This window comes from Sphingomonas sp. (assembly GCF_026460985.1).
Classification (GTDB): domain Bacteria; phylum Pseudomonadota; class Alphaproteobacteria; order Sphingomonadales; family Sphingomonadaceae; genus Sphingomonas.
On record NZ_JAPKNM010000010.1, the window covers coordinates 1 to 21,634 of the forward strand.

Annotated in this window: 30 protein-coding genes and 1 other RNA gene; 15 read left to right on the forward strand and 16 right to left on the reverse strand. The window is 66.9% G+C overall.

The genetic code is table 11. The features are described from left to right. Window positions 1-331: 331 nt before the first annotated feature. Complete coding sequence (locus tag MT490_RS02540) at window positions 332-976, reverse strand: response regulator transcription factor (protein ID WP_297383992.1); 645 nt, start codon at window positions 974-976, stop codon at window positions 332-334. A gap of 665 nt (window positions 977-1,641) precedes the next feature. Between MT490_RS02540 and MT490_RS02545 the strand changes: the two genes are divergently transcribed. Continuing rightward, on the forward strand, window positions 1,642-1,788 hold the full coding sequence (locus MT490_RS02545; RefSeq protein WP_297383993.1) for a lmo0937 family membrane protein: 147 nt from the start codon (window positions 1,642-1,644) through the stop codon (window positions 1,786-1,788). 72 nt (window positions 1,789-1,860) lie between these two features. Further along, window positions 1,861-2,505 carry a histidine phosphotransferase family protein gene (locus tag MT490_RS02550; protein ID WP_297383994.1) on the forward strand — a complete coding sequence of 215 codons (645 nt, stop codon included), beginning with the start codon at window positions 1,861-1,863 and terminating at the stop codon, window positions 2,503-2,505. Here the strand turns inward: MT490_RS02550 and MT490_RS02555 are convergent. Beyond that, a complete protein-coding gene (locus tag MT490_RS02555) occupies window positions 2,502-3,449 on the reverse strand; it encodes a hypothetical protein (RefSeq protein ID WP_297383995.1) in 948 nt (315 codons plus the stop codon). The two genes, MT490_RS02550 and MT490_RS02555, sit on opposite strands and share 4 nt — an antisense overlap. Window positions 3,450-3,571: 122 nt before the next feature. On the opposite strand from MT490_RS02555, the gene MT490_RS02560 reads away from it, so the two are divergent. The 10 genes from MT490_RS02560 to MT490_RS02605 all read left to right on the forward strand — a co-directional run bounded on the left by MT490_RS02560 (window position 3,572) and on the right by MT490_RS02605 (window position 11,378). Then, complete coding sequence (locus MT490_RS02560) at window positions 3,572-5,890, forward strand: chemotaxis protein CheW (protein WP_297383997.1); 2,319 nt, start codon at window positions 3,572-3,574, stop codon at window positions 5,888-5,890. Further along, a complete protein-coding gene (locus MT490_RS02565) occupies window positions 5,890-6,318 on the forward strand; it encodes a chemotaxis protein CheW (RefSeq protein WP_297383999.1) in 429 nt (142 codons plus the stop codon). Before MT490_RS02560 ends, MT490_RS02565 begins: the two co-directional genes overlap by 1 nt. 81 nt (window positions 6,319-6,399) lie before the next feature. After that, window positions 6,400-6,765 carry a response regulator gene (locus tag MT490_RS02570; protein ID WP_025560063.1) on the forward strand — a complete coding sequence of 122 codons (366 nt, stop codon included), beginning with the start codon at window positions 6,400-6,402 and terminating at the stop codon, window positions 6,763-6,765. Window positions 6,766-6,787: 22 nt separating this feature from the next. Further along, a complete protein-coding gene (cheB, locus tag MT490_RS02575; RefSeq protein ID WP_297384001.1) occupies window positions 6,788-7,858 on the forward strand; it encodes a chemotaxis-specific protein-glutamate methyltransferase CheB in 1,071 nt (356 codons plus the stop codon). Then, window positions 7,858-8,721, forward strand: coding sequence for a protein-glutamate O-methyltransferase CheR (locus MT490_RS02580; protein WP_297384002.1), 864 nt, complete (start codon window positions 7,858-7,860; stop codon window positions 8,719-8,721). Before cheB ends, MT490_RS02580 begins: the two co-directional genes overlap by 1 nt. 43 nt (window positions 8,722-8,764) lie before the next feature. Beyond that, complete coding sequence (locus MT490_RS02585; RefSeq protein WP_297384003.1) at window positions 8,765-9,466, forward strand: N-acetylmuramoyl-L-alanine amidase; 702 nt, start codon at window positions 8,765-8,767, stop codon at window positions 9,464-9,466. A gap of 99 nt (window positions 9,467-9,565) precedes the next feature. Further along, window positions 9,566-9,844, forward strand: coding sequence for a hypothetical protein (locus MT490_RS02590; protein ID WP_297384004.1), 279 nt, complete (start codon window positions 9,566-9,568; stop codon window positions 9,842-9,844). A gap of 226 nt (window positions 9,845-10,070) precedes the next feature. After that, an RNA gene (gene rnpB / locus MT490_RS02595) (RNase P RNA component class A) lies at window positions 10,071-10,453 on the forward strand. An 89-nt stretch (window positions 10,454-10,542) separates the two neighbouring features. Continuing rightward, the gene (locus tag MT490_RS02600; RefSeq protein WP_297384006.1) at window positions 10,543-11,079 is read left to right on the forward strand and encodes a J domain-containing protein; all 537 of its coding nucleotides are present in this window, start codon (window positions 10,543-10,545) and stop codon (window positions 11,077-11,079) included. Beyond that, window positions 11,076-11,378, forward strand: a complete 303-nt coding sequence (locus MT490_RS02605; RefSeq protein WP_297384007.1) for a (2Fe-2S) ferredoxin domain-containing protein — start codon at window positions 11,076-11,078, stop codon at window positions 11,376-11,378. Before MT490_RS02600 ends, MT490_RS02605 begins: the two co-directional genes overlap by 4 nt. Here the strand turns inward: MT490_RS02605 and MT490_RS02610 are convergent. From MT490_RS02610 to pspA, 10 genes are all read right to left on the reverse strand, one after another. Further along, window positions 11,375-11,782 (reverse strand): SufE family protein, encoded by a 408-nt coding sequence (locus tag MT490_RS02610; protein ID WP_297384031.1) that lies wholly within the window; start codon window positions 11,780-11,782, stop codon window positions 11,375-11,377. The two genes, MT490_RS02605 and MT490_RS02610, sit on opposite strands and share 4 nt — an antisense overlap. A 147-nt stretch (window positions 11,783-11,929) precedes the next feature. After that, complete coding sequence (locus tag MT490_RS02615) at window positions 11,930-12,181, reverse strand: hypothetical protein (protein WP_297384008.1); 252 nt, start codon at window positions 12,179-12,181, stop codon at window positions 11,930-11,932. A gap of 15 nt (window positions 12,182-12,196) precedes the next feature. Then, window positions 12,197-12,472, reverse strand: coding sequence for a hypothetical protein (locus MT490_RS02620; RefSeq protein ID WP_297384010.1), 276 nt, complete (start codon window positions 12,470-12,472; stop codon window positions 12,197-12,199). Between the two features lie 26 nt (window positions 12,473-12,498). Beyond that, on the reverse strand, window positions 12,499-12,627 hold the full coding sequence (locus MT490_RS02625; RefSeq protein ID WP_297384012.1) for a hypothetical protein: 129 nt from the start codon (window positions 12,625-12,627) through the stop codon (window positions 12,499-12,501). Window positions 12,628-12,700: 73 nt separating this feature from the next. Continuing rightward, entirely contained in the window at window positions 12,701-12,973 is a 273-nt protein-coding gene (locus MT490_RS02630; RefSeq protein WP_297384014.1) for a hypothetical protein, read from the reverse strand. Window positions 12,974-12,985: 12 nt separating this feature from the next. Then, window positions 12,986-13,297 carry a hypothetical protein gene (locus MT490_RS02635; RefSeq protein WP_297384015.1) on the reverse strand — a complete coding sequence of 104 codons (312 nt, stop codon included), beginning with the start codon at window positions 13,295-13,297 and terminating at the stop codon, window positions 12,986-12,988. 33 nt (window positions 13,298-13,330) lie between these two features. Next, window positions 13,331-13,621, reverse strand: coding sequence for a hypothetical protein (locus MT490_RS02640; protein WP_297384017.1), 291 nt, complete (start codon window positions 13,619-13,621; stop codon window positions 13,331-13,333). 29 nt (window positions 13,622-13,650) lie between these two features. Further along, on the reverse strand, window positions 13,651-14,028 hold the full coding sequence (locus MT490_RS02645; protein ID WP_297384033.1) for a PspC domain-containing protein: 378 nt from the start codon (window positions 14,026-14,028) through the stop codon (window positions 13,651-13,653). Continuing rightward, window positions 14,025-14,297 (reverse strand): envelope stress response membrane protein PspB, encoded by a 273-nt coding sequence (pspB, locus tag MT490_RS02650; protein ID WP_297384018.1) that lies wholly within the window; start codon window positions 14,295-14,297, stop codon window positions 14,025-14,027. Before pspB ends, MT490_RS02645 begins: the two co-directional genes overlap by 4 nt. Window positions 14,298-14,300: 3 nt before the next feature. Further along, entirely contained in the window at window positions 14,301-14,969 is a 669-nt protein-coding gene (pspA, locus tag MT490_RS02655; protein WP_297384019.1) for a phage shock protein PspA, read from the reverse strand. Window positions 14,970-15,358: 389 nt separating this feature from the next. Here pspA and pspF point away from each other — a divergent pair, with 389 nt between their 5' ends. Next, window positions 15,359-16,402, forward strand: coding sequence for a phage shock protein operon transcriptional activator (gene pspF / locus MT490_RS02660; RefSeq protein WP_297384020.1), 1,044 nt, complete (start codon window positions 15,359-15,361; stop codon window positions 16,400-16,402). 240 nt (window positions 16,403-16,642) lie between these two features. Here the strand turns inward: pspF and MT490_RS02665 are convergent, their stop codons facing one another. After that, window positions 16,643-17,206 carry a urate hydroxylase PuuD gene (locus MT490_RS02665; RefSeq protein WP_297384021.1) on the reverse strand — a complete coding sequence of 188 codons (564 nt, stop codon included), beginning with the start codon at window positions 17,204-17,206 and terminating at the stop codon, window positions 16,643-16,645. A 184-nt stretch (window positions 17,207-17,390) separates the two neighbouring features. Between MT490_RS02665 and MT490_RS02670 the strand changes: the two genes are divergently transcribed. Further along, window positions 17,391-18,011 carry a superoxide dismutase gene (locus MT490_RS02670; protein ID WP_297384022.1) on the forward strand — a complete coding sequence of 207 codons (621 nt, stop codon included), beginning with the start codon at window positions 17,391-17,393 and terminating at the stop codon, window positions 18,009-18,011. Window positions 18,012-18,156: 145 nt separating this feature from the next. On the opposite strand, the gene MT490_RS02675 is transcribed toward MT490_RS02670, so the two are convergent. From MT490_RS02675 to mtaB, 3 genes are read right to left on the reverse strand one after another with little or no spacing between them, the layout of a single operon-like run. Continuing rightward, window positions 18,157-18,774, reverse strand: a complete 618-nt coding sequence (locus MT490_RS02675; protein ID WP_297384024.1) for a septation protein A — start codon at window positions 18,772-18,774, stop codon at window positions 18,157-18,159. Next, the gene (gene ftsY / locus MT490_RS02680; RefSeq protein WP_297384026.1) at window positions 18,767-19,705 is read right to left on the reverse strand and encodes a signal recognition particle-docking protein FtsY; all 939 of its coding nucleotides are present in this window, start codon (window positions 19,703-19,705) and stop codon (window positions 18,767-18,769) included. Before ftsY ends, MT490_RS02675 begins: the two co-directional genes overlap by 8 nt. Continuing rightward, entirely contained in the window at window positions 19,702-21,039 is a 1,338-nt protein-coding gene (gene mtaB, locus MT490_RS02685; protein WP_297384028.1) for a tRNA (N(6)-L-threonylcarbamoyladenosine(37)-C(2))-methylthiotransferase MtaB, read from the reverse strand. Before mtaB ends, ftsY begins: the two co-directional genes overlap by 4 nt. Here mtaB and MT490_RS02690 point away from each other — a divergent pair. Continuing rightward, a complete protein-coding gene (locus MT490_RS02690) occupies window positions 21,039-21,617 on the forward strand; it encodes a DUF924 family protein (RefSeq protein ID WP_297384029.1) in 579 nt (192 codons plus the stop codon). The genes mtaB and MT490_RS02690 overlap by 1 nt on opposite strands. Window positions 21,618-21,634 lie beyond the last annotated feature (17 nt).

Below are 21,634 nucleotides of genomic sequence, written 5' to 3' on the forward strand. Positions count from 1 at the left end.
AGCTTGGCAGCTTGCTGCCTAGCGCAGCTTGGAGAGGGGTAGAGCGGAGCGCAGCTCCGCGCGGCTGCTGCGCAGCCGCACCCCCTCACCCAGCTCCGACTAAGGCTTTGCTTCGCAAAACCTAAGTCTGCGCAACCCTCTCCCCCTTGCAGGGGGCGAGGGAAAATAGAGGCTGAATGTCGATACGACCTAAGGGGCCGGGATCCACCTCATCCTCCAGCATCTGCCTCACGGTGGATCCCGGACAGCTTAATTTTCTGACCAAATCAAAGATTTGGAGAAAATTGGCTTCCGGGATGACGTACTTGCGTGCGGACCAGTCAGCCCACGCTCAGGGCTCGATGATGTTGTTCCGCACGGCGAAGCGGACGAGCTCGGCGGTGGTGCGCAGCTTGAGCTTGTGCATGGCGGAGGCGCGGTGGGTCTCGACCGTCTTGACGCTGATGTTGAGGATGTAGCCGACTTCCTTGTTGATCTTGCCCTCCGCGATCAGCTGGACGACCTCGCGCTCGCGGTGCGTCAGCGTCGCCTGCGCGTGGGGGGAGGAATCGAGGAAGCGCTCGAGCAGGGTCTCCGAGATGACGCCGGAGAAATAGGGGCGGTGGATCGACAGGGCGTCGATCGCGGCGAGCAGGTGTTTCTCCGTATCCGATTTGAGGACATAGCCCCGTGCGCCCGCGCGCAGCACCTCGAGCACCAGGTCCTCGCGCTCGTGCATCGTATAGACCAGCACTTCCATCCGCGGATTCTCGCGCTTGAGCGCGGCGGTGAGGTCGAGGCCGTTCAGCTCGGGGAGCGAATAGTCGATCACGGCGATGTCGGGCTGGGTGGACCGCGCCTCCTCCAGCGCCATGCGGCCGTTGGAGGCTTCGGCGACGATGTGCAGATTGGGACGCGTTTCCAGCAGCATGCGCACGCCGCGGCGGACCACGTCATGATCGTCGGCGATCAGCACCCGGCGCGTCACGCTGCTCATGGGCACGCCCCAAAGCCGGAAGGTCCTTCGTGCATCGCCGTCCTCGCCACATCAGGGCTGACAATGGCCGCGGCGGCCCGCCGAAGCGCGAGCCCCGGCGCGTCAGTCCCTGTTGCCCACGGGCAGTCTCGGTGAAAGCGCGGCGGGTGGCCATAGAGAAAAACCCCTAGCCTGCGGCCTGCCGTACCGGGCAGATTCCGGCGGGCAAAAAAGAGGGCCGCGTTGTGCACGCGACCCTCGCCGTTGGCTGCACGCGGCGGGCGTTGCCGGACCCGGCGCACAGGTTTCGGAGAGCATCAGACCTGCGTGCCGGTGTCCCCGCCAGCCCGGAGCCAGCGAAGTCGGCGCGGCGGCGGTCGCTGTCCATCCCGCCGCCGCACCTGATGACGCGCCTCTCAAGGGGGGAGGAGAGAGAGACCGTTGCATCATGGCGTGCGAAAAGGCCGTGGGAGAAATGCGCTGGGCAACTGGCAAATCCCGACCTCTTCGATCGCGAACCGATTATGCGTCCGAATGCGCGCGCCTCAATCGGGGGGAACCCCGGGGCGACGCGCTGACACTACCTAGAAACGGACTGCGGGGCGCGGATCGGCCGGGACGGAGGCGACCGGAACACTTCGCCTCGGCGTCTCGTTTGCCTATCGAAATCAACGGAGTGCATCGAGATGCTTTGGACCATCGCCATCATCCTGCTCATATTGTGGCTGCTCGGCTTCGCCTTCCATATCGGCAGCGGGCTGATCCACATCCTGCTGGTCGTCGCCATCGTCGTCGGGCTGATCCAGCTCTTCTCGGGCCGTCGCGTCGGCTAGCGATCGGAGGGCGCCGCTTGCAGCGGCCTCGCGGCTGCGCCAAAGAGGCCTGGGGTAACCGGAGCCACATTCTTGAACATCAGCCCGACCGATTTCGCGAGCCTCCTGTGCTCAAGGCTCTGCCACGACCTGCTGAGCCCGGTCGGCGCGCTCAACAACGGGCTGGAGCTGCTCGCCGACGAGCATGATCCCGAGATGCGCGCGCGCTGCCTCGAGCTGCTCAGCGAGAGCGCCAAGGCGTCGGCGAACAAGCTGAAATTCTTCCGGCTGGCGTTCGGCGCCGCGGGCGGCTTCGGCGAGACCGTCGACACGCGCGAGGCGCAGGCGGCGATCGAGGGGCTGTTCGGCGACAACCACCGCGTCAAGATCGGCTGGATGGTCGAGGATCCGGTGCTGCCCAAGCAGGCGATCAAGGTGCTGCTCAACCTGGCGCTGATCGGCGGCGACGCGCTGATCCGCGGCGGCCAGCTCGATATCGGTGCCGAGATCGTCGACGGATCGATCGAGATCGTCGTGCGCGCCGACGGCCCGCGGATCGTGCTCGACCCCGAGCTGCGCGGTGCGCTGGCCGGCGGGCAGGACGACATGCCGATCACCCCGCGCGCCGCGGCGGCGTTCCTGGCGCACGCGCTGGTGACGCAGGGCGAGGGGACGCTGCAGGTGAGCCCGCCGGAGTCGGAGGTGCTGCTGTTCGGGGCGTCGTTCCGGGTGGGCTAACCTCCCGGGTAGTTGCGGTAACTCACTTCGAATCGATGGACAGGCGGACAATCTCCACGAGGCTCCCGAACAGCTTCGTTAGATCCTCGGGAAGAGTATCGATCTCCCCCCGCGCGCGAGTGTCGATAGTAGCGACCGACTTCGTAACCGATACCCAAGGCGCCCAAAGTAACCTCATTCCCGCCCTCAATTCGGGCGATTGAACGACAAAGGTGCCATTCGAGATAGGACGGACCATTCTCCTTGAGTGTGGAGTCGTCGACGGGTGCTCCGTCGGACAACATGATCAACAACTTGTATCGGGCGGGAGCGGAGGAGAGGCGTTCCACAGCCCAATCCAGCGCTTCCCCATCCACATTTTCGCGCAGCAGGTCGGGGTGAAGCATTGCCTGCTGCGATTGCGGAGACCATTCGGGCTCATCGGCGGATTTATAGACGATGTGTAACAAGGCACAGAGGCGGCCAGGGCGCTCGGGTCGCCCACCGCGAAGCCACGCCTCCCGTGCGAAACCGCCATGCCAGCCCGCGGTGGAAAAACCGAGCACTTCGGTCCGGGCTCCGGCACGCGACAGGCATGCTTCGAAGTCACGCGTTGCGTTCGCCACCGCGGCAATCGGGGCGCCTTTCATTGATCCAGATTGGTCGATCAACAAGGTGACCGCGAACTCGGCTGCGTCGCTCCCCAGCGCAGTGCTTATGGCATCGCCGATCGAAGCTTGGCCCTCCGCGAGGTGTTCCGCCAAGTTCCGGGCTTCGCGCCAGCCGGTGCCATCATAGTCACGCCACGCGAGCTTATCGGGGTTGGATGTCGACAAGCGCTCGGTGATGCCGGCGCCTGGAAGCTCCAGATCATATGCTCGCGTGAAGACACGATAAGGCTCGTCTGCTGGTCCGTCGGCGACCTCACCGCTCGGCAGCTTGAATAGACTTCGCCAGTCGATCATCCCACGCTCCCCCCGGCAGCATATGATTGCGGGGTAGCGGGTGGTTTGCGCAGGTTGCAAGGCTAACGCCCTTTTAACTACCGATACTGCACAGTGCCCCCGCAAATTTGCTCCGGGGCCCCATGGACGACCTGCTTCAGGAATTCATCGCCGAGACGCGTGAGACGCTCGAGGCGCTTTCGGGCGAGATCGTCGCCTGGGAAGCGCAGCCCGCGGATCGCGCGCGGCTCGATGCGATCTTTCGTTTCGTGCACACCGTCAAAGGGAGCTGCGGCTTTCTCGACCTGCCGCGGCTCGGCCGGCTGAGCCATTCGGCCGAGGACGTGCTGGCGCAGGTCCGCGAGGGCAAGCGCGTGCCGGACCGGCCGCTGGTCAACGCCGTGCTCGCGATCGTCGACCGGATCGGCGAGCTGGTCGAGGCGATCGATTCGGGGACCAGCCTGCCCGACAGCGGCGACGAATTGCTGATCTCGGCGCTCGAGGAAGGCGCCGAGGAGATATCCCAGGCGAGCCAGCCCGCGCTGAGCCGCGCGCCGGCGCGCAGCGTCCGCCTGAACGTCGACCTGCTCGACCGGATGATGTCGGGCATGTCGGACATGGTGCTGGCGCGCAACGAGCTCGCCCGGCGGCTGCGCGGCGGCGACATCGATCCGACGATCGAGGCGGCGCTCGAGCGGCTTTCGCTTACCGTCGGCGAGATGCGCGACACGGTGACGCGCACGCGCATGCAGAAGATCGATGCGCTGTTCTCGGCGCTGCCGCGCATGGTGCGCGACACCGCGGCAGGGCTCGGCAAGTCGGTGACGCTCCATGTCGAGGGATCGGACGTCGAGCTCGATCGCGAGATGATCGAGATGATGCGCGACCCGCTGGTCCACATCGTCCGCAACGCGATCGACCACGGCATCGAGACGCCGCAGGACCGCCGTGCGGCGGGCAAGCGCGAGAATGGCCGGCTGGTCGTCTCGGCGCGCCAGTCGGGCAACCAGATCATCATCGAGATCACCGACGACGGCCGCGGGATCGACACCGAGCGGCTGATCCGCAAGCTCGTGGCGAACGGCCGCGACGAGGCCAGGCTGCGCGCGCTTTCGGAGCGGGCCAAGCTCGAGCTCGTGTTCGAGGCAGGACTGTCGAGCAAGGACCAGGTCAGCGAAGTCTCGGGCCGCGGGGTGGGGATGGACATTGTCCGCGCCTCGATCGAGCAGATCGGCGGCCGCGTCGACCTCGACAATATGCCGGGCAAGGGGCTGCGGCTCGCGATCCATGTGCCTCTGACGCTGTCGATCATCTCGGCGATCGTCGTCGGCGCGGGCGGCCAGCGTTTCGCGATCTCGCGCCAGGCGATCGAGGAGATCGTCACCGACCAGGCCGACGCGATCCGGATCGACACGATCGGCGGCGCGAAGGTACTCAGCGTGCGCGGCCGGCGGATGCCGCTGCTCAACCTGTGCGAAGTGCTCCAAATCCCGCGCGCCAAGAATGACGGGCCGCGGATGATCTCGATCGTCAACATCGGCGAGGGCAGCTATGCGCTCGCCGCCGACATGGTCCTCGACAACGAGGAACTGGTGATCAAGCCGGCCTCGCCGGCAGTGATGTCCACCGGCGTCTATGCCGGGCAGACGCTGCCCGATTCGGGGCTGCCGATGCTGCTGCTCGATTGCGCGGGGATCGCCCATGTCGCCGGGCTCGACTTCAACCGCGAGGACGAGCAGGTCGAAGACGACGAGGAAGTGGTGGACGCGGAGTTGGGCATGCCCGCGCTGATGTTCTGCGACCTCGACGGCGTACGCCGCGCGGTGCCGCTGGCGGCGGTGGACCGGGTCGAGCAGGTCGATGGCGACAATGTGCGCTTCGCCGCGGGCCGCTTCCGCGTGACGATCGACGGACGGATCCTGCCGCTCGCCGCGCAGGGCGAGATCGAGGGGCGGAGCAGGCTCAACGTGCTGCGCCTGAAGGACGGCGCCAACGAAGTCAGCTACGCGATCGACGAGGCGCTCGACATCATCGTGCTGCCCGAGGAACTGGTACCCGCGCGCGAGCCGGGGCCGATCGCGGGCGTCGCGCTGATCGACGACGAGCAGGTCGAGTTGCTCGATATCCTGTGGGTGTTCGACGAGCATGCCGACCGGGGCGGAGACGATGTCGCGCCGCTCTGCCTGATCGCGGGCGACAAGGACGGCTGGATGGCCTCGTTCGTGCGGCCGCTGCTCGAGACCGCTGGATACCGTGTCGTGACGCAGCTGCCGGCGGGCGAGACCCCGGCGGTGGTGCTCTCCGCAAGCGATGCGCCCGCCGAGCTTGCCGAGAAGGCGCCGGTGGTGCGGCTGCGCAACCGCCGTGCCGCGGCCGGCGCGGGCGACGACAGCGTCTATCGCTATGATCGCGCGGGCCTGCTCTCCGCGCTCGAGGCCCGCGTGGCTGGAAAGGGCCGCTGATGACGCATCTCTATCTCATCGCACAGGTGGCCGGACGCGCCGTCGCGATCGATTCCGACCAGGTCGAATCGGTCGTGGACATCGGCGAGGTCACGCAGGTGCCGCTCGCGTCGCAGCACGTCCGCGGGCTGGCGGCGCTGCGCAGCCGGGTGGTGACCGTGGTCGACACCCACAGCGCGCTGGGGCTCGACAGCGCCAGCCAGGCGAAGCGCGCGGTGATCACCCTGGTCGAGGGGCACCATTATGCGCTGCTCGTCGACGCGCTCGACGACGTCGCGCCGTTCGACCTGCTGCCGCTCGCGGGGGGCGTCGCGCTCGACACCGCGTGGCGCCGGGCGGGGCGCGGGATCGTCGAACGCGACGGCGAACCGATCCTCGCGATCGATCTCGCATCCCTGGTCCCCGGCTATTCGGGAACCATCAACTGATTTTGTTCGATTAACGCGGTGCTTACGCCTGTTGGCGCACTATGATGGAACAGACGCCTGACTATCGGGGAACAGGGAAACATGAAGACTTGTCTTGTCGTCGACGACTCCAAGGTGATCCGCAAGGTCGCGCGGCACATCCTCGAGACGCTCGATTTTGAAGTACGCGAGGCCGGAGACGGCCGCGAGGCGCTGGATTCGTGCATGGCGACGCCGCCGGACGTGGTCCTGCTCGACTGGAACATGCCGGTGATGAGCGGGATGGACTTCCTGCGCGCGCTCAAGGATTCGGGGCTGCCGCAGCGCCCCAAGGTGGTGTTCTGCACCACCGAGAACGGCATGGCCTATATCCGCGCGGCGATCGAAGCCGGCGCCGACGAATATGTCATGAAGCCGTTCGATCGCGAGACGCTCGAAAGCAAGCTGCAGATCGTCGGCGTAGCCTGAAGTCCGCGTAAGGGGCGTGAGGGTGGCGCGAAGCACCAATCTGGCCGACACCGGCGCGCCGTTCACGGTCGCGCAGGTGCTGATCGTCGACGATTCGGTCGTCGCGCGATCGGTGCTCGGACGGATGGTGGACGGCACGCGGCGCTTCCGCGTCGCCGCCGCCTTGAGCGACGTGCGCGCCGCGCTCGACTATCTGGCGAACCACCAAGTCGACATCATCCTGCTCGACATCGAAATGCCCGGGATCGACGGCCTGACCGCGCTCCCCGACGTGCTCGCCATGGGCAACGGCGCCAAGGTCCTGATCGTCTCCTCCTCGGCCGACGAGGGCGCGGCGGTGACGGTGCAGGCGCTCGCGCTCGGCGCGGCGGATACCCTGGTCAAGCCCGGGATCGGCGCGTTCGGCGGGCGCTTCGCCGAAGTGCTCGAGGAGCGGCTGGCGCGGCTGATCGAGACGCCGGCAGAGCCGACGCCGCTGTCCAATGCCCCGACGCGTTTCGCGCCGGTGGCGGCCCCGCACGACTTCGACATCGTCGCGATCGGCGCTTCGACCGGCGGCATCCATGCGCTCAGCCAGTTCCTGCGCGCGATCCCCGCCAGCTTCCAGGTCCCGATCCTGGTGACGCAGCATCTGCCGATCTCCTTCATGGGCTATTTCGCGGCGCAGCTCGCGGTGCTGGGCAGCCGCCCGTGCGAAGTCGCGACCGATCGCATGCGGGTGCGGCCCGGGCGGATCATCGTGGCGCCGGGGGACGCGCATATGCGCGTGGCGCGGATGTCCGACGGCTGGGCGGTGCGGCTGAGCGACGAGCGCTCGCTGAGCGGATGCATGCCCTCGGTCGACCCGATGCTCGAATCGATCGCCGAGGCGTTCGGCAAGCGCGCGCTCGGCGTGATGCTGAGCGGCATGGGCCGCGACGGCGCGGAGGGCGCGAAGCGGCTGGTCGAGGCCGGCGCGCGGATGCTGGTGCAGGATCGCGAGAGCTCGGTGATCTGGGGGATGCCGGGCGCGGTGGCCAATGCCGGCCATGCGAGCGCGATATTGCCGCCCGACGAGCTCGGGCGGCTGGTGGCGCGGCAGGGGAGGGCATGATGCACTTTCCCGGATCGACGCCGCAGGGTTCGTCGGGGACGATGAACCTGATTTCGGCGCTGCTCGAGCAGCGCACCGGGCAGCAGATCGCTGCCAACCGTGCGTGGCGGATCGAGACCGCGCTCAAGCCGCTGCTGCGCGAAAAGGGACTCGCGTCGCTCGACCAGCTGGTTGCCCAGCTCGTCGCGACACGAACGGGGGATTTGGGGGATCAAGTCGTGGATGCGCTGTTGAACCAGGAGACGAGCTTCTTCCGCGACGCGGCGGTGCTCGACATGATCGCCGATGCCGCCAAGGCGCTCCAGGCCGAGACGCCCGAGCGCCGGATCCGCATCTGGTCGTCGGGTTGCTCGACCGGCCAGGAACCGCTGAGCCTGGCGATGCTGTTCGACGAGCGCGGGATGGGCGAGGGCGTCGCGGCGCCCGAGATCGTCGCGACCGACGTTTCCCCCGCGGCGCTCGCGCGGGCGCGGGCCGGGCGCTATTCGCAGTTCGAGATCCAGCGCGGCCTGCCGGTGCGGCGGATGATGACCTGGTTCGACAGCGCCGGCGGCGACTGGACGGCCAAGCCCGAGCTGCTGCGCCGCATCCAGTTCCGCCAGCAGAACCTGACCGCCGATCCGGCCCCGCCGGGCAAGTTCGACGTGGTGCTGTGCCGCAACGTCCTCCTCTATTTCTCGCAGGAGGTCCGCCGCGACGTGTTCGGAATCCTCGCCTCGGCGGTGCGACCGGGCGGGCTGCTGGTGCTCGGCGCGGGCGAGACGGTGATCGGGCTGACCGACCGGTTCCAGCCCTGCGACCGGTTCCGCGGCTTCTATCGCGCGATCGAGCCCGCGCAGCCGAAGCGCGCGGCTTTCGGCTGAACCCCTTGCGGCAGGCGCGTCCGCGCTCCTACGATCGCCGGCGATGACCACCGGCCTCCATATCATCGACGCGCCCTCACCCAATTTCGACGCGCGCGAGCTGCCCGTGTCGATGCTGGTGCTCCATTATACCGGCATGGAGAGCGCGCAGGCTGCGATCGACCGGCTGCGCGATCCCGAGGCCAAGGTCTCGGCGCATTATCTGGTCGACGAGGACGGGCGCATCCTGCGGCTGGTCGACGAGCGCCACCGCGCCTGGCACGCCGGGCGCTCGCACTGGCGCGGCGTCACCGACGTCAACTCGGCGTCGATCGGGATCGAGATCGTCAATCCGGGGCACGAGTTCGGCTATCGGCCCTTCCCCGAGGCGCAGATGGGCGCGCTGATCCCGCTGGTCGCCGACATCAAGGAACGCCACGGCATCACCCGCGGCAACGTGGTCGGCCATTCGGACGTGGCGCCGGCGCGCAAGCAGGATCCGGGCGAGCTGTTCAACTGGCATGCACTGGCGCGGCTCCGGCTCGCTCTGCCGCGGCCGACCCGGAACCTCGTCGATCCCGGCTGGCCCGACGCCGGCTTCATGCTCGCGCTCGAGCGCTTCGGCTATGACGTGACCGACGAGGAGGCGGCGGTGGTCGCGTTCCAGCGGCGCTTCCGGCCCGAGCTGATCGACGGCGAGATCGACATGGAATGCCGCTGCATCCTGCTCGCCTTGCTCCTCCCCAAGCCGCAGGGCGACGATTGAGATAGCTGCACGAAAAAGAAGGTTCGCGCGCCGTTCACCCTTTCCGGACATACCGTGGCAGCGAAATCCGGCCTAGGGTGCAAGGTCGGAGGCAAGTCGATGCTCAACGGTAGCGGAATGGTGCGACTGGGGCCGGTGCAGGTGCGGCTGGCCGGCACGGTCCGGTCCAGCGACGACGGCAAGGAGATCCCATCGGTCAACGCGCCCACCGTGGCGGAGGCGACCGCGGCGCTCACGCGCACGGCGCGGGTGAACGGCGCCGACGGCGTGGTCGAGGTCGGATCGGACTATCGCCGCATCCCGATCGGCCGCGGGCCGCTCTCGACCCAGACTTTGGTCGAAGTGCTCGCCTGGGGCAAGGCGGTGAAGCGGGACTAGGTTTAGTCCCGCTAGGCGCGCTTGGCTTTCTAATCCTCCCCCGCCAGGGGGAGGTGGCATGCGAAGCATGACGGAGGGGGCGGAATCACTGCGCTCCATTGCAAGGTACGCTGCTTACCTCCCCCTCCGTCGCCTTCGGCGCCACCTCCCCCTGGCGGGGGAGGATTTTGAATGTGGGCGGGATAAGTCCTTGCGCGCGGCTTGCGCTGCGCTAGATCGGATGGTGCCAGAGGGTCGGGCGGCCGCGTCGATGCGCAAGCATCGCCGAGGAAAGTCCGGGCTCCACGGAAACACGGTGCCGGGTAACGCCCGGCGGGCCAGCTTGCTGGTTCAGGGAAAGTGCCACAGAGAGCAGACCGCCCGCTGGTCCTTCGGGATTGAGGGCAAGGGTGAAAGGGTGCGGCAAGAGCGCACCGCGCGACCGGCAACGGAAGCGGCATGGCAAACCCCACCGGGAGCAAGACCGAATAGGGGCGGCATATGGGCCTGGTTCCGGCCCGTCGCCCGGGTTGGTTGCTTGAGCGGCGGAGCGATCCGCCGCCTAGAGGAATGGCCGCACATCGCGTTTCGGCGCGAGGACAGAACCCGGCTTATAGACCCTCTGGCATTTTCTTCTCAGAACTCCCCTCCCTGCAAGGGAGGGGAGAATTGCAGGTTCCGCCTAGCCTTTGCAGCGCCGCCCCCCTATCTGGCGCTCAATGGCACGTGCGACGCGATCCTCCGACTGGGGCTTCCCCCGCTGGCGCGCTTATGGCGCCGAGCGCGAGGCCGTGCAGGTGCGGCTGTGCGACCGGCACGGCTGCGAGTCGCCCGGCGACCGGCCCGCGCCCAAATCGCCCAACAGTCCCGAGCGCTGGTATTTCTGCGAGGCGCACGCCGCCGAGTACAACCGCAACTGGAACTATTTCGAGGGCCTGACCGCCGAGGAAGCCGCCAAGCGCGAGGCCGAGGAGCGGCGCGACGCTTCGGGCTTCGCGGAATCGAAGCACAATAGCTGGGCAGGCCCCGGCGACGGCAGCCGATCGCGCGACGAGATGCGCGCGCTCGAGGTGCTCGACCTCGAGGTCGACAGCGATTTCGAGGCGGTGCGCATGGCGTGGCGCCGGCTCGCCAAATCGAACCATCCCGACGTGAAGCCCGGCGACGCCGAGGCCGCCAAGCGCTTCCAGGCGATCCAGGCGGCCTATGAGGTGCTCAAGACCGCGGAAGAGCGCAGGACGTGGAAGCCCGCTTGAAGCGAAGCGTTCGCTCCAACTGGTCGAACACGGTCCTGGTCTGCTCGAAATGCTCGAAGAAGCTGGGTGGCGGCTTCGGAACCAAGGGCAGGACGCCGCTGGCCAAGGCGCTTCGGAAACATCTGGGATTGAAGAAGGGGCGCAAGGGCGCGGCCGGGATCGTCGAGGTCAAGTGCCTCGGCGTGTGCCCGCGCGGCGCGGTGACCGTGGTGAACGGCGCGGCGTCGCGGGAGTGGCTGCTGGTGCCCGAGGGGGCGGACCTGGATGCGGTGGCGGGAGAGCTGGGGCTCGCTCCTTAGCCCGCATAGCGCCGCGCCGTCTCGCGGATCAGGGCGATCATGTTGGGGATGCCCTGAGTGCGGTTAGAGCTGAGCTGGTTGCGCAGGTCGAACGGGGCGAGTGCGGCCTCGATGTCGGTGGCGAGGATGTCGGCCGGGCTGCCGTCCTGCACCGTCAGCAATATCAGGGCGATGATGCCCTTGGTGATCGCGGCGTTCGAATCGGCGAGGAAGCGGAGCGTGCCGTCGTCGCTGCGGGTGGGATAGACCCAGACAGCGGCCGAACAGCCGCGGACGAGGGTGGCGTCGGTCTTGAGGGGCTCGGGCATCGGATCGAGCGCGCGGCCCAGGTCGATCAGCAGGCGGTAACGATCGTCGGCGTCGAGGAAGGCGTATTCGTCACGGATGTCGGCCAGGCTGTTCATGGTGGCGCTATAACGCATGACTGCCGCTCGCATACCCCTCCCCTGAAGGGGGAGGGTTGGGTGGGGCAGTGCCGCAAGCGCTAGGCTCGGTGAGACTGACAGGCCCCACCCCCAACCCCTCCCCTGAAGGGGAGGGGCTTGAGAAAGTCAAAGATCCACCCCCGCGGCGATCGCTTCGAGCTTGCGGATGCGCTCCTTCAGGTCGGCGATCTCGATGCGCGAGGCGGCGGAGGGGACGGTGGGCTCGGCCGGCGATGCCGAGGTCGGGCGGTTGGCGAGCTCCTGGCGCTTGAACGCCAGCCAGCCGCGCCAGCCCGAGAGTCCCGCCGCGGTCACCATCGCCAGGCCGGCGAGGCCCGAGACCGAAAGGGTGATGTAGAGATTGGGATCTACGGTCATTGCATGTCTCCCTGTTCAGGGGTTTTTCTTCTCGCGCAGCGCTTCGATCTCGCGGTCGAGGCGCAGGCTGCTGGCTTCATTGTCGGTGATGACCCGCTCGAGGACCTGGACGCGCTCCTTCAGGGCGCGGACCTCGTCGCGGAGCCGGGCGGCGTCGGCGGTCGCTGCCGGGTCGACGCCGTGGAAGTGCTCGTTGCCGTGCCGATCCTTGCGGATGCCGTAGCGCGCCTTGATGACGCTGCCGATCGTCACCACCACGATGATCGCGACAACCATTTCGAACGGGTTCATTCCCTCTACTCCCTTTGCGGCGCGCGTCAGGCGCCCTGTTGTTGCTGCTGCCGGGCCAGCTTCTCCGCACGACGGACGGGGCGGTCCCGGGCTTCTGCGAGGGCCATAGCTCCCCCGCACAGTGCCGTCAGCACTGCGAGCACGATGATCATCATTTCAGCTTTCCTCAAATTTTGCTGCGCTTTGCGCAGCGGGCCTCAAATTTGGCTGCGCCTTGCGCAGCGGGGCTTAGTTGAGCGGCGCGTCGCGCAGCTTTTCGATCTCATCCGCGACGGCGATGCCGCGGTCGGTGACGATCCGTTCGAGAACCCGGACCCTCTGCTCGAGCCGCTCGACATGGGCGGCATATTGAGCGGCCTGCTCGGCGGTCTGGGCGGCGATCACCTGGGTCATCGCCTCCTTGTGCTTGAGCCAGCGCCTGAACATGTCGCTGGCGACGCCGAACACGATCGCGATCATGCCGCAGGCGATGCCGAGAATGGGGATCAGGATCGGGTTCATCGAACTTGCTCCTCAGTTGCTCTTGCCGCGCAGCTGCTCGATCTCGCGGTCGAGGCTGTGGGCGCTGTCGGTGACGATGCGCTCGACATTCGCCAGCCGGTCCTTGATCGAGCCGAGCTCGGCACGGAGTTGGGCATTCTCCTGGCTCAGGAGCCGAATGCGCTCCATCGCCTCGTCGTTCTTCTGCGGGTAGATCGCCTTGCCCCAGCTGTTCTCCAGCGGGTAGCCGTTCTTGATCCGCAGCCAGGTGGTGTAGATCCACCCTGCGATCCCGAAGAACCCCAGCAGCATCGCGCCGCCGATGAGCCCCGGGAGGTTCTGCATAAGCACTGCTTCACCCATCTTCTCGTCCTTCCCTCAACGCAGCGCGTCGATGTCGCGGGCGGTGCGCTCGGCGGGATCGGTGGCGATCCGTTCGAGCACTGCGATCCGCTCCTCGAGCCGCGAGATCTGGCCGGTCAGGCGCTCGTTCTCCGAAGAGAGGAGCTCGATCTTGCGGTCCGCCTCGGCGTCTCCGCGGTGGCTCATGCCCTTCCACTCATTCTCGATCGGATATCCGTGCTTCGCGCGGATCCAGGTGCTGATGAGCCAGCCGGCGGTCGAGATGGCGATGATCGCGAGGACAAAGCCCGGTCCACCCCAGTTCATGTTCTTCCTCCCTGTTGACTGCGCCCGCCTCAGCGGAGGCTGTCGATCTCGTCGGCGAGCCGGGTGTTGCGGCTCGTATAGTACATCTCGATGTCGGCGAGCCGGCGGTCGATGTCGCGGAACTTCGAGCGGACCTCGGCGGTCGAGCGGCTCGGGTTGCTGCGCACGCCCTGCCAGAACTTCGCCTCATCGGGACCTTCGTAGAGGCCGGCCGGGCGGCTCGGCGCCATCCAGGCGATCAGCAGATAGCCGAACAGGCCCATCGGGAAGGTCGTGAAGGTCAGGAGCGCGACGCCGACACGGAGCCAGATCACGTCGATCCCGGTGTAATCCGCCAGCCCCGAGCAGACGCCCAGCCACTTGGCATTGGCCTTGTCGAGGTAGAATTTGGTGCGGACGGACATCAGTTCCTCCTGGAGATATCGAAGGGGCTCGGCTCGGGGCGCGAGGCCGAGAGCGGGCGGAAATCGGGGTTGTCGGCGGCGATGATGCGTTCGACGGTGAGCAGGCGCTCCTCGAGCTGGCGAGCGGTGTAGTAGAGCTCGTCGAGGAGCTTCTCATCCTCGCCGGTGATCGTCGCTGCCGTCTTCCACCGGGTGATGTAGTGCAGAACCACCCAGGGGAGACCGACGAACAGGATCCCGACGATGACGATGGGCACGAAGACGTCTTCCATCGCTTACGCTCCCTTGGCCAGGCGTGCCTTCAGCGCTTCGAGCTCGGCATCGACCTTCTCGGACGAGCGCAGCTCGGCGATCTCTTCCTCGAGCGTCTTGGGGACGCCGCCCAGGCCCGCCGCATCGGCGCGGCCCTCGGCGAAGTCGACCCGGCGTTCGAGGACGTCGAAGCGCGAGAACGCATCCTGCATCTTCGAGCCGTTGGTCATCTCGCGGAGGCGCGTCCGGTTGTTGGCGCTCTCCAGCCGGGCGACGATCGAGTTCTGGCGAACCCGCGCCTCGCGCAGCTTGTTCTGGAGCTTGGTGATGTCCTCCTCGGAGGCCTTGAGGGCCTCGTCGAGCACGCCGATCTCGGTCGAGAGCTGCTCGCACATGTCGGAAGCCTTCTGCTTCTCGACCAGGGCGGCCTTGGCGAGGTCCTCGCGGCCCTTGGAGAGCGCCAGCTCGGCCTTCTCGGTCCAGCTCTCCTGGAGCTTCTCGAGCTTCGAGATGTGGCGGCGCATTTCCTTCTGGTCGGCGATGGTGCGAGCGGCAGAGGCGCGAACCTCGACCAAGGTCTCCTCCATCTCGAGGATGATCATGCGGATCATCTTGGCCGGGTCTTCGGCCTTGTCGAGCAGGTCGGTGACGTTGGCGGCGATGATATCGCGGGTTCGCGAGAAGATACCCATTCTAACACTCCTTCGTTTTGGGATCCGCCGGGAGGGACTAGGGGGTGCCCCTCCCGGCGGGTTTCCGCTCACCGGGGCGGGTGAGCGGGGAGACTTCGTGGCCTCAGGCGATCGCCGGGCCCACCGCGCCGGCCATCAGGACGGCGCTGGCGAGGAAGGCGATGGTGACTGCGACAAAGGCATTGCGGACATTGGCTGCTTCGTAGGTCATGATCTTGTTCCCTGAACCTTGGTGTTTTCGTTGGCCCGTTATCGAGCTTGCTGACATCTCAGCAGGATGCGTGCCAATTTGCGAAAACCGCAGATTTCCGTGGTTTTTGCTCATTTTCAGGGGCGGTCCCGATAAATAGCGCTTGCCAAGAGTTGGGAAAATTCGCCAAAGGTTCGGCATGGAGCGCGCGACCCAGGTCATCGGCCAATCCGGAGCCTTTCTCGACGCACTCGAGCGCGCCAGCCGCGCGGCGGCGCTCGACCGGCCGGTGCTCGTCATCGGCGAGCGCGGGACGGGCAAGGAACTCGTTGCCGAGCGCCTGCATCGCCTGAGCCCGCGCTGGGACCAGCCGCTGGTGATCATGAACTGCGCCGCGCTTCCCGAGACGCTGATCGAGGCCGAATTGTTCGGGCACGAATCGGGCGCGTTCACCGGCGCGACCAAGGCGCGCGCGGGGCGCTTCGAGGAGGCGCATCGCGGCACCCTGTTCCTCGACGAGCTCGGCACGCTGTCGATGGCGGCGCAGGACCGGCTGCTGCGCGCGGTCGAATATGGCGAAGTGACGCGGATCGGATCGTCGCGGCCGCTGAACGTCGATGTCCGCATCGTCGCGGCGACCAACGAGCATCTGCCCGACAAGGTCGAGAAGGGGACGTTCCGCGCCGACCTGCTCGATCGGCTCTCGTTCGAGGTGGTGACCTTGCCGCCCTTGCGGGCGCGGCGGGGGGATATCGAAGTGCTCGCCGAGTTCTTCGGGCGGCGCATGGCGTCGGAGATCGGGCTGGTCGACTGGCCGGGCTGGGGCCCGAACGCGCTCGACGCGCTGCTGAGCTACGACTGGCCGGGCAATGTCCGCGAGCTGCGCAACGTGGTCGAGCGCGCGGTCTATCGCTGGGAGCGCGAGGGGCCGGTGGATTCGATCGAGATCGACCCGTTCAAGTCGCCTTTCCGGCCGCGGCCGATGTCGCCTGCGGCAGCGGCTGTTGCTCCGGCGCCTGCTGCCGGCGCGCCTGCGCCCGCCGAAGAAGTGGAGCCGGTGGCGGTGTTCGACGGCGGGAACGACTTCAAGTCGCGCGTCTCGGCGTTCGAGCGGCAGTTGCTGTCGCGCGCGCTCGCCGAGCACCGCTACAACCAGCGCTCGACCGCCGAGGCGCTAGGGTTGACCTATGACCAGCTTCGGCATGCGCTCAAGCGGCACGAACTGCTGGGGGCGGGGGGATAGGGCGTATCGACATTCAGGCGAGCGAGACCTTTCAATCCTCCCCCGCCAGGGGAAGGTGGCACGCGCAGCGTGACGGAGGGGGCGGAATCACGGCGCTCCATTGGAGAGTACGCCGTTTACCTCCCCCTCCGACGCCTTCGGCGCCACCTCCCCCTGGCGGGGGAGGATTTTGAATGTCGCTTCGACCTAGGACTCCCATCCTACTTCCCTCCCTTGCAGGGAGGGGAATCTGTGCCTCTTTCAATGATAGTTCGTCATCGCCAGCAGCATCGGCAGCGAGAGCAGCACGTTGATCCGCGAGGCCATCATCGCGGCCTTGGCCGCCTTGGCCTTGGTCGCGTCGTCGGCTTCGACCAGCCCGAGCGCCTTCTTCTGGTTGGGCCAGATGATGAACCAGACATTCGCCGCCATCACCAGCGCCAGCCACATGCCGATCCCGATCAGCCGGGCATTCTCGCGCAGCAGCAGCGCGTCCTCGAGCTCGTTATAGAGCCAGGCGAGGATCAGGCCGGTGACGACGGTGAGCAAGGCGGCGTAGCGGAAGAAGAACAGGGCCTTGGGCGCGATATATTTCGACACGCCAGGTTTCAGCTCGACCGGGATGCTGGGCATGGTCGGGATCTGGACGAAGTTGAAATAATATAACAGCCCGACCCAGGTGATCCCGAAGAAGACGTGGAGCCACTGGAATATGCCGTTCCACAGCCCGAGCGGCGGCGTGAAATAGGGTGCGAACATCAGGCCGATCGCCAGCACCAGGCTGACCGCGAGCACCGCGTGCAGATTGCCGAGAAACTTGTCCATGCGTTGGCTCCCCTCCTTGTGCGGCGCCGATTGCCCCCGGCGCCCGCGGTTCCAGCTTAAGATCGGAATTTTCGTTTGTCACACGCAACGAAATTTGCGGGACAGGAGCGGATTTTCGGGGGTAGGGGAGGACCGCTTCCCGCCGCGGATCGTTGGGCGGGTGAATCGAACACGGAGTATCCCCATGGCTTTCGAACTTCCCGCGCTGCCCTATGACAAGAATGCGCTCGCCCCGCACATGTCGGCGGAGACGCTCGAATTCCACCACGGCAAGCACCACAAGGCCTATGTCGACAAGACCAACGGCTTCGTGGTCGAGAAGGGCCTCGAGGGGCTGAAGCTCTCCGAGGTGATCCAGAAAGCCAAGGAGACCGGCGACAAGGGCCTGTTCAACAACTCCGCCCAGATCTGGAACCACAGCTTCTTCTGGCAGTGCCTGAGCCCCGAGAAGCAGGCGCCGAGCGGCAAGCTCGCCGACCTGATCAACGACGGATTCGGCTCGGCCGAGGCGCTGGTGAAGGCGCTGGTGACCGAGTCGACCAACCATTTCGCGAGCGGCTGGGGCTGGCTGGTGCTCGACGGCGGCAAGCTCAAGGTGACCTCGCTGCACGACGCCGATACCCCGGTGGTCTATGACGGCATGCTGCCGCTGCTGACGCTCGACGTGTGGGAGCACGCTTACTACGTCGACTATCGCAATGCGCGCCCGGCCTATCTCGAGGCGGTGTCGGCGAATTTGATCAACTGGGACTTCGTCGCGCAGAACCTGGATGGCGCGGGGGTGAGCCGGGCGGATCAGGGCTGAGCTTTTTTCTCCCTCTCCCTTTGGGAGAGGGAGGGAGCCGACGAAGTCGGCGGAAGGGTGAGGGTGAATAACCGCTCACCCTCACCCTTCCCACGCGCTTCGCGCGCGGGCCCCTTCCCTCTCCCAGAGGGAGAGGGAGTTCATGTCAGCCTTCCGGCGGGAGGGGCGTATCCTCGGGCTTTTCCAGCTGCAGCCCGTGTTTGAGCAGCATCGGGATGTTGAGCATCGCGAAGACGAGGGTCAGCGGGATCACCGCCCAGGTCTTGAACGTCACCCACTGGTCCCAGCTCAGCACCTGGCGCATGACCTCGTTGAGGATCGCCATCGCGACGAAGAAGCCGGTCCAGTTGATCGTCAGCAGCCGCCAGCCCTTGGCCGAGAGCCCGGGATAGGCGGTCTCGAGCAGCATCTGGAGCAAGGGCTTCTTCGCGATCAGCCCATAGCCGAGGATCACCGCGAACATCGTGTAGACGATCGTCGGCTTCATCTGGATGAAGCTCTGGTCGTGGAACCAGAGCGTCAGGCTGCCGAACACGAGCACCAGCGCGCCGGTGATCCACAGCATCGGCGAGATGTGGCGCGCCTTCCACCAGCTGAGCCCCATCGCCACCGCCATCGCGACCATGAAGGCGACCGTCGCGGTCATAATCCGCTGGATCTGGAGCCCCGGCGCATAGCTGTTGACGAGGAAGAACACCGCCAGCGGACCGAAATCGATCAGCATGCGCATGCCGGGGGAAAGGGGAGTGCGGGTTTCAGCCATTGGTAAGCTCTTCCACGCCGGCGATGATGCGGGCGACTTCGTTGGCGTCGAACGGGCGGAGATCGTCGACCTTCTCGCCGACGCCGATCGCGTGGATGGGGAGACCGTATTTCTCGGCCGCAGCGACGAGGACGCCCCCGCGTGCCGTCCCGTCGAGCTTGGTCATGACGAGGCCGGTGACGCCGGCTACTTCCTTGAACACTTCGATCTGGCTCAGCGCGTTCTGACCGGTGGTGGCGTCGAGCACGAGCACCACGTCGTGCGGCGCCGCGGGATTGAGCCGGCCGAGCACGCGGCGGACCTTGGCGAGCTCGTCCATCAGCTCGCGCTTGTTCTGGAGCCGGCCGGCGGTATCGACGATCAGCACGTCGATGCCGGTCGCGGTCGCCTGCTTCACCGCCTCGTAGACGATGCCCGCGGCGTCGCCGCCCTCGGGGCCGGTGACGATCGGCACGCCGATCCGCTCGGCCCAGGTCTTGAGCTGGCCGATCGCGGCGGCGCGGAAGGTGTCGCCCGCAGCGAGCATCACGCCGTAATCCTGCTCGACGAGGCTGTTGGCGAGCTTGGCGATGGTGGTGGTCTTGCCGCTGCCGTTGACGCCGATGACCAGGATCACCTGCGGGCGGGGGAAGGCCTCGATCTCGAGATGCTTCGCCACCGGCTGGAGCGCCTTCTCGATCTCCTCGGCGACGACGAGGCGGATGCCGAGCTCCTCCATGTTGCGCTCATATTGTCCCTCGGCGAGGCGGGCGCGGACCTTGGCGGCGGTGCCGGGGCCGAGGTCCGAGGCGATCAGCGCCTCCTCGATATCGTCGAGCGTCGCCTCGTCGAGCCGCGCGCCCGAAAGCCCGGCGAGGTTGCCGAGCAGCCGGTCGGACGTCTTGCGGAAGCCGCCGAGCAGCTTCTCGTGCCATGAGGGATTGGTGCTCATTTCAGCGCGCCCTCGTCATCCCCGCGAAAGCGGGGACCCATCTCGTGCCCGTGCCACAATGAGGACAGCGCGGGAGATGGGCCCCCGCTTTCGCGGGGGTGACGAACTGGATTTGCGGTCAGCGCGCCATCGGCGACACCGTCAATCTGGACCTGCACTATCGAACCTATCTCCTGAGCGGGAAAACGTACCTCGGCGAAATTGCCGGCATGGCCGCGGTCGCCGGGGCGCTCTACCAGTACTTGCTGGGTGCTGCCTATCAGGCTTTGCAGCCAGCGCGAACGGCGCGCCGCGGCGGCTTCGCGCAATCGGGCGGCGCGGGCCTTGACCACGGCCGGCGCGACCTGGGGCATGCGCGCGGCGGGGGTGCCGGCGCGGGGGCTGTAGGGGAAGATATGGGGGTGGACCACGTCGCAATCGTCGAGCAGCGCGAGGCTGTTGGCGAACATCGCCTCGTCTTCGGTAGGGAAGCCGGCGATGAGATCGGCGCCGATCGCGATCTCCGGCCGCGCGGCCTTGAGCCGCTCGACCAAAGCGACGCTCTCGGCGCGGCTGTGGCGGCGCTTCATCCGCTTGAGCACCATGTCGTCGCCCGCCTGGAGCGAGAGGTGGACGTGCGGCTGGATGCGAGGCTCCTGGGTGAGCAAGGCGAACAGCCGGTCGTCGATCTCGACCCCGTCGAGCGAGGAAAGGCGCAGGCGGCGGAGCTGCGGCACGTGATGCAGGATGCGCTCGACGAGCTGGCCGAGGCTGGGCGCGCCGGGGAGGTCCGGGCCGTAGCTGGTAAGGTCGACGCCCGTGAGCACGATCTCGGCATGGTTTTCGGCGAGCGCGGCGATGCGGTCGATCACTGCGCCCGCCGGCACCGAGCGGCTGTTGCCGCGGCCATAGGGAATCGCGCAGAAGGTGCAGCGATGGTCGCAGCCGTTCTGAACCTCGACGAATGCGCGTGCGTGCGTCGAGAAGCTCGCGGCGAGGTGCGGCGCGGTCTCGCGCACCGTCATGATGTCCTGGACGAGGACCTCGTCGTAAGCTTCCCAGGCTTCCGCTCTGAGTTTCTCGGCGTTGCCGATTACGCGGTTCACTTCGGGCATCGCCGCGAAGCCAGCGGGATCGATCTGCGCCGCGCAGCCGGTGACGACGAGCTCCGCCTCGGGCCGCTCGCGGCGGGCGCGGCGGATCGCCTGGCGCGTCTGCTTGACCGCTTCGTTGGTGACCGCGCAGCTGTTCACCACGATCGTGTCACGCCCCACCAGCAACGCACGGATCGACTCGCCCTCGGCAAGGTTGAGACGGCAACCCATGTTGATTATCTGAGGAGAGGAGGTCGGCATTGGCGAGCGATCTAGGATCGACGGCGGCGGAAGTCCACGCAAGGGCCGAGGAAGTGCTGAGCTTCTGGTTCGAGGCGCTGATGCCCGAGCAATGGTTCGCCAAGTCCGATGGGCTCGACCGCGAGATCGAAGATCTCTTCGAGCCGCTTCGCGTGGCCGTGCTCGAGAGCAAGGCGGCCGAATGGCGGAGCGACCCGTGGGCGTTGCTCGCAGCGGTGATCCTGCTCGACCAGTTCAGCCGCAACGTGCATCGCGGCACGGCGGAAGCGTTCGCCGCCGATCCGCTGGCGCAGGAGCTCGCCAGCCTCGCGGTCGAGCGCGGCTGGGACCGCGGCATGACGCCCGAGCAGCGCCAGTTCCTCTATCTGCCGTTCGAGCATGCCGAGAGCCGCGAGCTGCAGGCGGTGAGCCTCAGTTGCTTCGAGGCGCTGGGCCAGGAAGAGGCGCTCGAATATGCGCGCCAGCATGCCGAGGTGATCGCACGCTACGGTCGGTTTCCGAGCCGCAATGCCGCGCTGGGGCGGGAGTCGACGGCGGAGGAAGAGAAATATCTGGCGCAGCCGGGGGCGGGGTGGTGATTCTATCGTCCGACAGT